Raw genomic sequence first — 13773 nt, 5'->3', positions numbered from 1 at the left:
GAACAGATGCCCCATGGGCGTCCACGGCTGACGGTTGATTCCTCCTCCTGACTGAGTGCACGAGGCCTGCTGGGTTGATTCGGATATCGATTCGGATATCTCTGCAGATACCGCAGGGGCCTCTTGGCACCGCAGCAAACAGGACGCGTCGTCGCGACAACGGCAGGCTGGGAAACCGGCTGGTGCCGAACGTTGCTCGACACGGGGGTGGCCCGGCCACCCTTTGCGCACCTTGGCACCGACCATGAGAAGTCGTGTGTGCCGAACGCCGTTTCCGGCAGCCCGGAAACCGACGGTACAACATGAAAAGAATGCTGATTAACGCAACTCAACCCGAAGAGTTGCGTGTAGCCCTGGTGGACGGCCAACGTCTCTACGACCTGGACATCGAGTCCGGTGCGCGTGAGCAGAAAAAGGCCAACATCTACAAAGGCAAGATCACCCGGATCGAGCCCAGCCTCGAAGCCGCCTTCGTCGACTTCGGCTCCGAACGTCACGGCTTCCTGCCGCTGAAGGAAATCTCCCGCGAGTACTTCAAGAAAGCCCCTGAAGGCCGCGTCAACATCAAGGACGTCCTGAGCGAAGGCCAGGAAGTCATCGTCCAGGTCGAGAAGGAAGAGCGCGGCAACAAAGGCGCCGCCCTGACCACCTTCATCAGCCTGGCAGGCCGCTACCTGGTCCTGATGCCCAACAACCCCCGTGCCGGCGGCATCTCCCGCCGCATCGAAGGCGAAGAGCGCAACGAACTGCGTGAAGCCCTCAACGGCCTGACCGTGCCAGGCGACATGGGCCTGATCGTGCGCACCGCGGGCCTTGGCCGCAGCAGCGAAGAAATGCAGTGGGACCTCGACTACCTGCTGCAGCTGTGGACCGCCATCAAGGAAGCCTCGCTGGACCGCGCTGCACCGTTCCTGATCTACCAGGAAAGCAACGTCATCATCCGCGCCATCCGCGACTACCTGCGCCAGGACATCGGCGAAGTGCTGATCGACAGCATCGATGCCCAGGAAGAAGCCCTGACCTTCATCCGCCAGGTGATGCCGCAGTACGCCAGCAAGGTCAAGCTGTACGAAGACAGCGTGCCGCTGTTCAACCGCTTCCAGATCGAAAGCCAGATCGAGACCGCCTTCCAGCGCGTCGTCGACCTGCCCTCTGGCGGCTCGATCGTGATCGACCCGACCGAGGCACTGGTTTCCATCGACATCAACTCGGCGCGCGCCACCAAGGGCAGCGACATCGAGGAAACCGCGCTGCAGACCAACCTGGAAGCGGCCGAAGAAATCGCCCGCCAGCTGCGCCTGCGCGACATCGGCGGCCTGATCGTGATCGACTTCATCGACATGACGCCGGCGAAAAACCAGCGCGCCGTCGAAGAACGTGTACGCGAAGCCCTCGAGGCTGACCGCGCTCGCGTGCAGGTCGGCCGCATCTCGCGCTTCGGCCTGCTGGAAATGTCCCGTCAGCGCCTGCGCCCGTCGCTGGGCGAAAGCAGCGGCATCGTCTGCCCGCGCTGCTCCGGCACCGGCATCATCCGCGATGTCGAATCGCTGTCCCTGGCCATCCTGCGCCTGATCGAGGAAGAAGCCCTGAAGGACCGTACTGCCGAAGTACGCGCCCAGGTACCGATCCCGGTCGCCGCGTTCCTGCTCAACGAGAAGCGCAACTCGATCACCAAGATCGAACTGCGTACCCGTGCCCGCATCATCATTCTGCCGAACGACCACCTGGAAACCCCGCACTTCGAAGTCCAGCGCCTGCGCGACGACAACCCGGAAGTGCTGAACAACCAGTCCAGCTACGAAATCGCGGCCTCCGAAACCGAAGAAGCACCGCAGCCGACCGCCACGCGCACCCTGGTGCGTCAGGAAGCAGCGGTCAAGACCGCACCGGCGCGCGCCAACGCGCCGGTACCGAGCACTGTCGAAGAGCAGCAGCCTGCCGCACCGGCCGCCGCGGCAGCCAGCGTACCGGAGCCAAGCCTGTTCAAAGGCCTGGTGAAGTCGCTGGTCAGCCTGTTCGCCGGCAAGGAAGAGCCTGCCGCCACCCCGGTGGTCACCACCGAGAAGCCTGCCCCCGAGCGCACTCAGCGTAACGAGGAGCGTCGCAACGGCCGCCAGCAGAGCCGCAACCGCAACGGCCGGCGTGACGAAGAGCGCAAACCGCGTGAAGAGCGCGCCGAGCGTGCCCCGCGTGAAGAGCGCCAACCACGTGAGGAGCGCGCACCGCGGGAAGAACGTGCACCGCGTGAAGAGCGTGCACCGCGCGAAGAACGCGCCCCTCGTCAGCCACGCGAAGACCGCCGCGGCAACCGCGAAGAGCGCGTACGCGAACTGCGTGAGCCGCTGGATGCAACACCGGCCGCTCGTGAAGAACGCCAGCCACGTGAAGAGCGTGCACCGCGCGAAGAACGCGCTCCACGTGAAGAGCGTGCGCCTCGCGAAGAACGTGCACCGCGTGAAGAACGTGCCCCTCGTGAAGAACGTGCCCCTCGTGAAGAGCGCGCTCCACGTGAAGAACGTGCACCGCGTGAAGAGCGTGCACCACGTGAAGAACGTGCACCGCGTGAAGAGCGTGCACCGCGTGAAGAACGTCAGCCACGCCCTCCACGCGAAGAGCGCCAGCCCCGTGAAGCCGAGCAGGCTGCCGAGAAGGCTGCAGAGCTCGCCGATGAGCAACTGCCGAACGAAGAGCTGCAACAGGACGAGCAGGAAGGCTCCGATGACGAGCGTCCGCGCCGCCGCTCCCGCGGCCAGCGTCGCCGCAGCAACCGTCGTGAACGTCAGCGCAATGCCAATGGCGAGCTGATCGAAGGCAGCGATGAAGAAGGCAGCGACGAGCAACCACAACAGCACCAGGCCACCGAGCTGGGTGCCGAACTGGCTGCCGGCCTGGCCGTCACCGCCGCTGTCGCCAGCAGCAACATCAGTGCTGGCGCCGAAGCGCAAGCCAACCAGCAGGCTGAACGCGCCAGCGCCGAAACTGCGGCCACCGACAACAGCGAAGCGGCTCAGCCGGCCGAGCAGGTCGAAGCCGTCGCCAAGGCCGAGGAGATCGCCATTGCACCGGTGGTCGAGCAGCCGCTCAGCGAGCCGGTCGTTACAGTCGAAGCCAACGCCGCGCCTGTGGTTGAAGTTGCCCCTGAGCCGGTAGTCGAACAAGCGCCTGCGGCCGAACCGGTAGTGGTTGCCGAGGCGCCTGTAGAGGCACCTGTCGAAGCTCCCGTGATCGAAGCGGGTGAAGCCGAAAAGGCCCAAGTCGCCGTTGAACAAGCGCCGGCTGCCGAGCTGCCTGCTGTTGTCGCCCAAACCCAGCCAGAAGTGGCTGTCGAGCCGGCAGCAACCGTAGTCGAAGCAGCGCCTGTGGTGGCCGAGCCTGCACCGGTGGAAACCCCGGCAGTGCCCGAAGCGGCCACCGTGATGCTGCCTAACGGCCGCGCCCCTAACGACCCACGTGAAGTGCGTCGTCGCAAGCGCGAGGCCGAAGCGGCTGCCAAGGCTGCACAGGAAGCGGCCGCTGCAGGTACGCCAGCGCTGGAAACCGCCGATGAGCACAAACCTCATCACGGTTGATAGCCACGGCTGAATGAAAAAGCCCCGCCAGTGTGAACTGGCGGGGCTTTTTCTTGGCCGCTTGGGGTGCCTGCACCGGGCTCAGTACAGGTTGGGCTCCATTTCCAGCGCAACCCCGAACCGCGCCAGGATATCCGCCTGAATGCGTTGCGCCAGGCCATGCAACTGCGCTCCGCTTGCCTGGCCATAATTGACCAGCACCAGCGACTGCAAACGGTGCACACCGGCATCGCCATCTCGATACCCCTTCCAGCCGGCCTGCTCGATCAACCAGCCTGCCGCCAGCTTGACCTGCCCGTCAGCCTGGGGATAAGCCACCACACCTGGAAACTCAGCGCGGATCCGCGCCAGCTGTTCGACGGCAACCACCGGGTTCTTGAAAAAACTGCCGGCATTGCCCAGCTCAGCCGGATCGGGCAGTTTCTCGCGGCGAATGCTGCAAATAGCGTCGCTGATGGCCTGCGCCGTCGGCGCCTGCACGCCCTGCTCGGCCAGGCGCTGCCGTACCGGGCCGTAATCCAGATGGGCCTGCAGCCGATGGCTCAAGGCAAAGCGCACCCGCAGGATCAACCACCGCCCAGGGTTACGCTTGAACAGGCTGTCGCGGTAACCAAAAGCACATTCCTCAAGCCCGAAGTCACGCAGCTCGCCTGTGTGCCGGTCCAGTGCCGTCAACCCGGCGAACACATCCTTGATTTCCACGCCGTAGGCGCCCACATTCTGCATCGGCGCAGCCCCTACCGTGCCCGGGATAAGGCTGAGGTTTTCAAGGCCACAAAAGCCTTGCTGCAACGACCATTGCACGAACGGGTGCCACGGCTCGCCCGCCTCGGCCTCGACCAGCACACGCCCTGCATCATCGCCGAGGACGTGGCGGCCACGACTGGCCATGTGCAGTACCAGCGCGTCGACATCACGGGTCAGCAGCAGGTTGCTGCCGCCGCCGATCACCATCACCGCAAGCCCTCGCTGGCGCGCTTGCGCCAGGGCCTCGCGCACCTCGTCGTCGCTCTGTACCTGGGCGAAGTACCGGGCTTTCACATCGATGCCGAAGGTGTTGTAAGGCTTGAGCGAAACCTGCTCCTGCCAGTGCGCCGTCATAACCGCCCCTTGATTTCGACAACCAGCTCACGGCAGGCCGCCTCGATCAGGTCCAGCACCTGCTCGAACCCCTCTGCGCCGCCGTAGTAAGGGTCCGGCACTTCATCCACAGCCGCCCCATAGCGGCGCAGGAACAGGTCAAGCTCGCCAATCGCATTGGGGGCACGCATGGCGCGCAGGTGGCGCAGGTTGCTTTCGTCCATGGCCAGAATCAGGTCGTACTCGGCAAAGTGCTCAGCCTTGACCTGCTGGGCACGCTGTTGCGACAGGTCATAGCCCCGCGCCAGTGCGGCCTTGCAGGTGCGGCGGTCAGGCCCCTTGCCCACGTGCCAGTCACCGGTCCCGGCGGACGCCACCTGCACCTGCCCAGCCAGGCCCGCGGCCTGCAACTGATGGCGCAGCACACCTTCGGCGGTGGGCGACCGGCAGATATTGCCCAGGCAAACGAACAGGACGCGCATCAGGCCTCCAGCAAGCGCCGTACGCGCTCGAGGTCGTGTGCAGTATCGACACCCACTGCTGGCGCCTCGATGGCATCGGCCACGTGGATACGCACGCCATGCCAGAGGGCACGCAGCTGCTCGAGCGCCTCGGTCTGCTCGAGCCAGCACGGCCCCCAGCTGACGAAGTCCTGAAGGAAACCGACGCGGTAGGCGTACATGCCGATATGGCGGCGGTAAGGCACACCTTGCGGCAGTTGGTTGCGGTCATTGGCGAAAACGTCACGTGCCCACGGCAGCGGCGCACGGCTGAAGCTCAAGGCCAGGCCGTTCTTGTCGCTGACCACCTTGACCGCATTGGGGTTGAACACGGTTTCGGGGTCATGGATCGGCTCGGCCAGGGTGGCAATACCTGCCTCCGGATGCGCCGCCAGGTTGGCTGCGACCTGGTCGATGATCACCGGCGGGATGAGCGGCTCATCCCCCTGGACGTTGACCACGATGGCGTCGGCAGGCAGGCCAAGCTGCGCAGCCACTTCAGCCAGGCGGTCGGTACCCGACTCATGGTCGGCGCGGGTCATCAGTACTTCAGCGCCAAAGGCCTGGCAGGCCTCGACGATACTGGCGTCGTCGGTGGCGATGACCACACGGCCGGCACCGCTCTTGCGCGCCTGCTCCCAGACGTGCTGAACCATCGGCTTGCCGGCGATCAGCAGCAACGGCTTGCCCGGCAGGCGCGTCGAGCGCAGCCGGGCGGGAATGACCACGGTGAAGTTCAGGCTCATTTGTCCAGACGCTCGTCGTCGGTCAGGGTGCGCGCCTCGCTTTCCAGCATCACCGGGATGCCATCGCGGATCGGGTAGGCCAGGCCAGCGCCCTTGCTGATCAGCTCGGTCTTGTCAGCGCTGAGCTTGAGCGGCCCCTTGGTGATCGGGCAGGCCAGGATGTCGAGCAATTTGGTGTCCATGGAAGCTTCCTTGAGGCCAGATGGCCGGAAATTGAAAAGGGGCTCAGGGCGTTCGCGGCCCTGGCAGCAAGCGTTGCAGCTGGCTGTCGAACCAGTCGCAGAAAGCCGGCGTAGGCAGCGCCTCCACGGCCAGGTACCACCAGTCATCGGCAGCGAAGGCCCGGCACTTCACCGCGTCCTTCTCGGTCATCACCAATGGCAGCGACGGGCTGAAAGCCAGGTTTTGCGCGCTGAACTGGGCGTGGTCGGCGAACGGATGCGGCACCGGCTGCCAGTTTAGCCCCAGCAGGGTGTTGAAGAAACGTTGCGGGTTGCCGATACCGGCCACCGCATGCAGGCGCTGGCCAGGAGGAAAGAAGTCGAGCGCGCGGCGCTCTCCACTGCGCAGGTTGACCAACGCACTGGGTTGCAGACGAAAAGCGAAGCCCTCCGGGCGGTCGGCAGTGGCGCCATTGAACAGCACCGCATCGGCCTCTTGCAGGCGCGCGGCAGGCTCGCGCAGGGGGCCGGCCGGCAGGCAGCGACCATTGCCCAGGCCACGCGCAGCATCGATCAGCACCAGCTCCAGGTCGCGCGCCAGGCGATAGTGCTGCATACCGTCGTCGCACAGGATCAGGTCCAACGGCTCGCTGGCCAGCAATGCCTGCACGGCGCGGGAGCGGTCGGGGTCGATCATCAGCGGCACACCCGTGCGCTGAACGATCAGCAAAGGCTCATCGCCGGCCTGCTCGGCACGCTGCGAGGCTTCGACACGCCAGGGCAACCGAGGCGGTGTTGCACCGTAGCCGCGGCTGACCACCCCCACCCTCAGCCCCTGGCGCCGGCAGTGCTCGATCAACCAGAGGATCATCGGCGTCTTGCCGGTGCCGCCAACGGTGATGTTGCCCACTACGATGACCGGCACCGGGGCGCGGTAGCTGGCGCTTTCGCCACTGAGAAACCGCGCGCGCTTGCGCGTCACCACCCGCCGGTAAAGCGCCTCGAGCGGGCGCAGCAGGGCAAGGGCCGGATGCCCGGCGTACCAGGCGGCTAGCAGACGGTCGGCGAGCGCCATCAAGGTGTCCCCTGGGCAGCCTCGACGGTGGTCATGCGCAGGTGGCTGAAACCGAGCTTGCCGGCGGCATCCATCGCAGTGATCACGGCCTGGTGCGGGGTCTTGCCGTCGGCGCTGATGGCCAGCGGCAGCGTGTTGTCACCGCCCGACTCGCGCTGGATCGCCTCGGTCAGGGTGGCCAGGTCGCTCTTGGGCAACAGGTGGTTGTTCACCGAATACACGCCATCGGCACTGATGGTGACCTCCACCAGCTTTTCCGGGTCTGCGGCTGGCTGTTCGGCGCTGACGGCCTCAGGCAGCTCCACACGCAGCTGGGTCTCACGGGTGAAGGTGGTGGTGACCACGAAGAACAGCAGCAGGACGAACACCACGTCGATCAACGACGCCAGGTTGATGTCGACGTTCTCCCGCTGGCGATTGCGCCGGAACTTCACGCCTTGCCTCCGGCCACTTCGACTTCACGGTCGCCCTGGATGACCTCCACCAGCTTGATTGCCTCCTGCTCCATGCCCACCACCAGTTCGTCGATGCGGCGCAGCAGGAAACGGTGGAAGAACACGGCCGGGATGCCGACCATCAGGCCAGCCGCCGTAGTGACCAGCGCCTTGGAAATACCACTGGCCAGCACGGCCGCATTGGCGGTCATCTGCGTCCCCATGAAGGCGCTGAAGATATCGATCATGCCCAGTACGGTACCGAGCAGGCCAAGCAGCGGGGCCATCGCGGCGATGGTACCGAGCGTGCTGATGTAGCGCTCCAGTTCGTGGATGACCCGCGAGGCCGACTCCTCGATGCACTCTTTCATGATTTCGCGGCCATGGCGCGAGTTGGCCAGGCCCGCAGCGAGGATCTCACCCAGCGGCGAATCGGCGCGCAGGGCCTTGAGCTTGTCACTGGTGAGTTGCTTGTCCTTGATCCACATCCATACCTGGCCCAGCAGGTGTGGCGGGGTAACGCGGCTGGCGCGCAGGGTCCACAGGCGCTCGACGACGATAGCCATGGCAGCGATGGAGCTCAGAATGATCGGCAGCATCATCCAACCACCGGACTTGACCAATTCCCACACAGTAAACGCCCCCTCGGAAAAAGGCCGCCACTCTAACATAGGCGCGCCGGGGGCTCATCTGCCGAAGGTCAGGGAATTGCGTGGGGGTATGCACCCCTACTGCGCCAAAAGCGTCGTTGCCCCCGTACGCTCTCCACTTCGCCACGGCTTCCCAACACCAACCGCAACGCCCCCTCCACCGCCGTATCGTGAATGGCCAGCCCATGCCGCCGATATCGCTCGAGCACCTGCACATGCGGATGCCCGAAACCGTTGTTACGCCCGCGCGAGATCAGCACCCCGCGCGGCGCCGTGGCGCGGATGAATGCCTCGGTCGAGGAACTGCGGCTGCCATGGTGCGGCGACTGCAGCCAATCGATACGTGGCGCGGCGTGGTCCGCCAACCATGCGCGCTCGGCCCCCGCCTCCATATCGCCGGCCAATAGCAGCCGCTCTCCCTGCGCCTCGACCAGCAGCACGCACGAGCGGTCGTTGCTGCTCTGCCCTTGGGCCCAATGCCACAGCGAAAAGCGCACCCCATCCCATTCCCACTGCTCACCACGGGTACACGGCTGCAGGGCAAGGCTCTCCAGCGCTTCGCCGCCCAGCGCACGCACCACCGGCAACCCTCGGTACACGGCCGGTGCGCCACCGGCATGGTCGGCATGGGCATGGCTGACGAGCATGATGTCCAGGCGCTTGACGCCCAGCTTGTGCAAAGTCGGCAACACCACCCGCTCACCCAGATCACTATCGCCCCGCGCAGGCCCGGCGTCGTAGAGCAGGCTGTGATGTTGCGTGCGCAGCAAGACCGCCAAGCCCTGCCCGACATCCAACTGCCAGACTTCCACCTGCCCAGGGGGCACAGCTTCCCTGGGCACCCACAACGCCAGCAGCAGGGTCCCGCCCAGGCTGCGCAGGGGCACGCCGGACGGCAGCAGCACCAGCAACGCCCCCAGGCAGACCATCAGCCAGGCCCAGGTCGGCAACGCAGGCGGTAGCCATGCCGGGCGCCAGTCCGCTACCCACGCCAGCAACCGGAACAACACGTCCAAGAGCCCACCTGCCAGCCACAACAGGCCTTCACCTACCCCTACCAACGGCAGCAGCAAGGTCCCAAGCAGCGCCAAAGGCAATACCGCCAGGCTGATCCAGGGCACTGCCAGCAAGTTGGCCAATGGCGCACTCAGGCTGACCGGCAAACCGGTGGCGATCAATACCGGCAGCAGGCCGATGGCGATCACCCACTGGGCGCGGGTCCACCCTTGCCAGGGCCGCCACCTGCCAAGACGCGAACTGAAGCAGTAGACCAGGGTCGCCACTGCCGCGAACGACAGCCAGAACCCAGGCAACAGCGGGGCCAGGGGCTCGGCCAGCAGTACCCCGATGAGCGCCAGCAGCAAAGGGAACAGCGCCCCAAGATGGCGAAAGCGCAGGCGCCAGAGCAAGACCACGGCCAGCATCAGGCAGGCGCGCTGCACCGGCACTCCCGCACCGGCCAGCCAGCCATAGGCCAGCGCCGCGCCCAGGGCCAGGCCAGATGCACACGGCAACCAAGGTAGAGCCGCAGGCCACAGGCCACGGCGCGCCAGGCCGGCGACCAGGGCGTAAAGCAAGCCGGCGACCAGGCCGATGTGCTGCCCCGAAATCACCAACAGGTGGACCGTGCCCGTGGCCTGCAGCGCTTGCCAGTCCTCGCGGGCCAAGCCGGCGCCATCACCGAGCACCAGCGCGACGAGGGCAGCTTCCCGGCCATGGGCAGCGACACTCAACAAGCGCTGGCGCAGAGCGTCTCGCCAGCCCGGCTGCGCGGCATCCAGCACATGGCCGGCCTTGACCGTGCCAGTGGCGCCGATGCGCCTGGCCAACAACTGTGCCTCCCGGTCCGGACCATGCGGGTTGAGCAGCCCGGCCGGGCGCTGCAGGGCAGCGGCCAGGCGCCAGCGCTCGCCAGCACGCAGCGGTGGGCCATCGAACCAATGCAATTGCAGGCGCTGGGGCAACGCAGCGCGGCGCGAGCGCGGTTGCTCCAGCTCAAAGCGCACCCCACGCGCCGTGTGCGTCGGCAAGCCGACCACCCGGCCCTCCAGCCACAGCGTACGGCCATCCAGGCCTGGGGCCAGGCGATCATCCAGTGCCTGCTGCGCCGACCAGCAAGCCCAGCACAGCCCCAGCGCAAAGCAACCCAGCGGCCAAAGGCGTGTGCACAGGCAAAGCAGGCCGCCACCGAGCAGCAGCCACAGCCACCCGACCGATGGCAATTGGGGAACAATACCCAGGCACAACAGCCCGAGCGCCAGCGCAAACATCCCTGTGCGCATGAGTTAGAGCTCCGGAAACCGAATGACCCACTCAGGCATAGACGAAAAGACGCCGAGGCTCGCTCAACAATTGTCACAAACTCTGAACGAGGCTGAGATGGAATCAAGGCATACTTGCGTGATGACCGCTCGGGGAGCCTACATGCCGCGCCGCCTTTTCAAACGCTACATGCCGGATCCGACCAGCATTCGGGAACACAAGTCCTTACGCTTTTTCGGCAAGTTGCTGCATGACCCGAATCTTTGGCACCTGAACCGCCATTCGGTGGCCAGGGCCATGGGCGTGGGCCTGTTCGCGGCGTTGATTCCCGTCCCCATGCAGATGCTGCTGGCCGCAGCGCTGGCGATCCCGGTGCGTGGCAACCTGCCGATCGCCGTCAGCCTGGTATGGCTGACCAACCCCCTGACCATGCCACCGGTATTTTTCGTCACCTACATGACCGGCGCCTGGTTGCTGGGCACACCGCCGCGCAGCCTGCCCGACGACCTCACCTTCGAATGGATCACCGACCAGCTGGCAACGCTATGGCAGCCGTTCCTGCTGGGCTCGGTGGTGTGCGGTGTGGTGCTGGGCATCGGCGCCTGGTTCACCACCCTGCTGTACTGGCGCTGGTGGATTGGCCGGCAATGGCGCCGGCGCAAGCACAGGGCCTCAGGCGCGCATGCCGCGGCCGCTGACCAGCAGGCGCACGCACAGTGCATAGAGCACCGCGGTGGCGACCAGCATGAAGGTGATCGCCGTACCAATGCTGATATCCGACACCCCTAGGATGCCGTAGCGGAACGAGTTGACCATGTGCAGCACCGGGTTGGCCAGCGACACGGTCTGCCAGAACGGCGGCAGCAGGTTGATCGAATAGAACACCCCGCCCAGGTAGGTCAGCGGCGTCAACACGAAGGTCGGGATGATCGAGATGTCGTCGAAGTTGCGTGCGAACACGGCGTTGACGAAGCCCAGCAGCGAGAAGATGGTGGCCGTCAGCAACACCACGACCACGGTCACACCCAAGTGGTGCACCTGCAGGTCGGTAAAGAACATCGACAGGAGGGTCACGATCACCCCGACCGCCAGCCCGCGCAGCACGCCACCCAGCACATAGCCGACGAGAATCGTGTGCGGCGACACCGGCGACACCATCAGTTCTTCGATCGAGCGCTGGAACTTGCTGCCGAAGAAGCTCGACACCACGTTGCCGTAGGAGTTGGTGATCACCGACATCATGATCAGCCCCGGCACGATGTACTGCATGTAGGTGAAACCGCCCATGTCGCCGATCTGCCGGCCAATCAGGTTACCGAAGATGACGAAGTACAGCACCATGGTAATGGCCGGGGGCAGCAAGGTTTGCGGCCAGATACGCAGGAAGCGCCGCACTTCGCGGTAGACGATGGTGTTCAGGGCGACCCAGTTGGTGCGCAGTTCCACACTCATACGGCCACCTTCGACAGGTTCTTTTCCACCAGTGACACAAACAGCTCCTCGAGTCGGTTGGTCTTGTTGCGCAGGCTCTGCACCTCGATGTTCTGCAGCGCCAGCTGGGCGAACAGCGCGGTGATGCCAAGGTCCTTTTCCACTTGCACCTCAAGGCTGTGCGGGGTCAGCAGCCGGCACGGATAGCCTTGCAGCACTGGCGCGCTGGCAAGGTCCTGCTTGATGTCGAGCACGAAGGTCTCCACATGCAGCTTGCCCAGCAACTGGCGCATGCTGGTGTTCTCGACGATGGTGCCGTGGTCGATGATGCCGATGTTACGGCACAGCTGTTCGGCTTCTTCCAGGTAGTGGGTGGTCAGGATGATGGTGATGCCCTTCTGGTTGAGCTCGGTGAGGAAGCTCCACATCGACCGGCGCAGCTCGATGTCCACCCCTGCGGTCGGTTCATCGAGGATCAGCAGGCGTGGCTCGTGGATCAACGCCCGGGCGATCATCAGCCGGCGCTTCATGCCGCCGGACAACGAGCGCGACTGGACATCGCGCTTGTCCCACAACCCCAGCTGGGTCAGGTACTGTTCAGCGCGCTCTTTGGCCAGTTTTGGCGGGATACCGTAATAGCCGGCCTGGGTGACCACGATATCGAAGGTCTTCTCGAACTGGTTGAAGTTGAACTCCTGCGGCACCACCCCCAGGCAGCGCTTGAGCGCAGCAGGCTCACGATCCAGGTCGTGGCCGAACACGTTCACCGTGCCAGTGGTCTTGTTGACCAGGGTCGAGAGGATGCCGATGGTGGTGGATTTGCCGGCGCCGTTGGGGCCGAGCAAGGCGAAGAAGTCACCTTCGGCGACGTCCAGGTCGATCCCTTTAAGGGCCTGGAAGCCGTTACCGTAGGTTTTGGTCAACTGTCGGATGGACAGGGCAGAACTCATAGCGGGTCACGTACCGAGTGAAAAGGTCAGGACACGCCAGGGCAATTCACTGGCGCAGTGAGTGCGGCCATGGTGCAAGGCCAGGCCGCACAAGTACAGTTACATGTATTGATAGTGACTATCGAAGCAGGTTCAGGTCAGTGCCGTCATTACCGCCGCCTGATAAGCCGGGCGCTGCTTGAGGCGCTCATACCAGGCTTGCAGATGGGGCATGGCCGGGCGCTCGATAGGCATTTCGAACCAGGCATAGACGAAACAACCCAGTGGGATGTCGCCCATGCCGATCTGGTCACCTGAGAGGTACGGCTGGTGCGCCAGGGTTTGATCGGCGATCGACAACAATTGCGCGCACTGTTTTTGCGCGGCATTGATCGCCACCCAGTCGCGCTGGTCTTCCGGCGTGCGCAGCAGGCCCCAGAACAGCGGACGGAACGGGGTGGCCAACGACGACGTGGTCCAGTCCATCCATTTGTCGGCCAGGGCGCGCTGGCGCGGGTCGTTCAGGTACCAGCCTTGTTCGGCGCCATATTCGGCACACAGGTAACGGACGATGGTGTTGGATTCCCACAGCACCAGGTCGCCATCCTCGAGCATGGGCACCAGGCCATTGGGGTTGAGGGCGCGGTAGTGCGGCTCGTCGACCACACCGAAGGCGCCGCCGGCGTCGATGGACTGGAAATCCAGGCCCAGTTCGTGGGCGATCCACAGCGCCTTGCGCACATTGCTCGAATTCTTGCGGCCCCAGATCTTCAGCATGGCAACGTCCTTATGAGATGCAAAGGGGGCACAGTCTACTCCAGACCTTCGTTACCTGTACCGGCGCTGGCACGCAATGAACTGAAACTCCCACCGCCACACCCTGTCACTGTTCTGACCCTGCCGTTCACAGCATTGCGTCTAAGCTGTCTGGGACGG

Annotated in this window: 13 protein-coding genes; 2 read left to right on the top strand and 11 right to left on the bottom strand. The window is 64.9% G+C overall.

Annotation, left to right across the window (positions count from 1 at the left end; translation table 11 throughout):
* The first annotated feature begins 302 nt into the window (after nt 1–302).
* The gene (gene rne, locus JNA92_RS01485) at nt 303–3569 is read left to right on the top strand and encodes a ribonuclease E (RefSeq protein WP_241803027.1); all 3267 of its coding nucleotides are present in this window, start codon (nt 303–305) and stop codon (nt 3567–3569) included.
* Nucleotides 3570–3650: 81 nt separating this feature from the next.
* Here rne and murB read toward each other — a convergent pair whose 3' ends face one another.
* The 8 genes from murB to JNA92_RS01445 all read right to left on the bottom strand — a co-directional run bounded on the left by murB (nt 3651) and on the right by JNA92_RS01445 (nt 10497).
* Nucleotides 3651–4670 carry a UDP-N-acetylmuramate dehydrogenase gene (gene murB / locus JNA92_RS01480; protein WP_241803026.1) on the bottom strand — a complete coding sequence of 340 codons (1020 nt, stop codon included), beginning with the start codon at nt 4668–4670 and terminating at the stop codon, nt 3651–3653.
* Nucleotides 4667–5131 (bottom strand): low molecular weight protein-tyrosine-phosphatase, encoded by a 465-nt coding sequence (locus JNA92_RS01475; protein ID WP_241803025.1) that lies wholly within the window; start codon nt 5129–5131, stop codon nt 4667–4669. The genes murB and JNA92_RS01475 overlap by 4 nt, the downstream gene beginning before the upstream one ends.
* Nucleotides 5131–5895, bottom strand: a complete 765-nt coding sequence (gene kdsB, locus JNA92_RS01470) for a 3-deoxy-manno-octulosonate cytidylyltransferase (protein ID WP_241803024.1) — start codon at nt 5893–5895, stop codon at nt 5131–5133. The genes JNA92_RS01475 and kdsB overlap by 1 nt, the downstream gene beginning before the upstream one ends.
* Nucleotides 5892–6077, bottom strand: coding sequence for a Trm112 family protein (locus JNA92_RS01465; protein ID WP_003247142.1), 186 nt, complete (start codon nt 6075–6077; stop codon nt 5892–5894). The genes kdsB and JNA92_RS01465 overlap by 4 nt, the downstream gene beginning before the upstream one ends.
* A 43-nt stretch (nt 6078–6120) precedes the next feature.
* Complete coding sequence (gene lpxK / locus JNA92_RS01460; protein WP_241803023.1) at nt 6121–7131, bottom strand: tetraacyldisaccharide 4'-kinase; 1011 nt, start codon at nt 7129–7131, stop codon at nt 6121–6123.
* Nucleotides 7131–7565, bottom strand: coding sequence for an ExbD/TolR family protein (locus tag JNA92_RS01455; RefSeq protein ID WP_241803022.1), 435 nt, complete (start codon nt 7563–7565; stop codon nt 7131–7133). The genes lpxK and JNA92_RS01455 overlap by 1 nt, the downstream gene beginning before the upstream one ends.
* On the bottom strand, nt 7562–8197 hold the full coding sequence (locus tag JNA92_RS01450) for a MotA/TolQ/ExbB proton channel family protein (RefSeq protein WP_241803021.1): 636 nt from the start codon (nt 8195–8197) through the stop codon (nt 7562–7564). The genes JNA92_RS01455 and JNA92_RS01450 overlap by 4 nt, the downstream gene beginning before the upstream one ends.
* 68 nt (nt 8198–8265) lie before the next feature.
* Nucleotides 8266–10497 carry a DNA internalization-related competence protein ComEC/Rec2 gene (locus JNA92_RS01445; protein ID WP_241803020.1) on the bottom strand — a complete coding sequence of 744 codons (2232 nt, stop codon included), beginning with the start codon at nt 10495–10497 and terminating at the stop codon, nt 8266–8268.
* A 142-nt stretch (nt 10498–10639) separates the two neighbouring features.
* On the opposite strand from JNA92_RS01445, the gene JNA92_RS01440 reads away from it, so the two are divergent.
* Complete coding sequence (locus tag JNA92_RS01440; protein WP_241803019.1) at nt 10640–11266, top strand: DUF2062 domain-containing protein; 627 nt, start codon at nt 10640–10642, stop codon at nt 11264–11266.
* Here the strand turns inward: JNA92_RS01440 and JNA92_RS01435 are convergent.
* From JNA92_RS01435 to JNA92_RS01425, 3 genes are all read right to left on the bottom strand, one after another.
* Nucleotides 11150–11929, bottom strand: coding sequence for an ABC transporter permease (locus JNA92_RS01435; protein WP_241803018.1), 780 nt, complete (start codon nt 11927–11929; stop codon nt 11150–11152). The two genes, JNA92_RS01440 and JNA92_RS01435, sit on opposite strands and share 117 nt — an antisense overlap.
* Complete coding sequence (locus JNA92_RS01430) at nt 11926–12858, bottom strand: ABC transporter ATP-binding protein (protein WP_241803017.1); 933 nt, start codon at nt 12856–12858, stop codon at nt 11926–11928. The genes JNA92_RS01435 and JNA92_RS01430 overlap by 4 nt, the downstream gene beginning before the upstream one ends.
* Nucleotides 12859–12990: 132 nt before the next feature.
* Nucleotides 12991–13614 (bottom strand): glutathione S-transferase, encoded by a 624-nt coding sequence (locus JNA92_RS01425; RefSeq protein WP_241803016.1) that lies wholly within the window; start codon nt 13612–13614, stop codon nt 12991–12993.
* Nucleotides 13615–13773 lie beyond the last annotated feature (159 nt).

Source organism: Pseudomonas putida, from assembly GCF_022627325.1.
GTDB classification, from domain to species: Bacteria; Pseudomonadota; Gammaproteobacteria; order Pseudomonadales; family Pseudomonadaceae; genus Aquipseudomonas; species Aquipseudomonas putida_X.
Note: the sequence above shows the minus strand (reverse complement) of the source record. Positions and strands in the feature narration are given on the sequence as shown.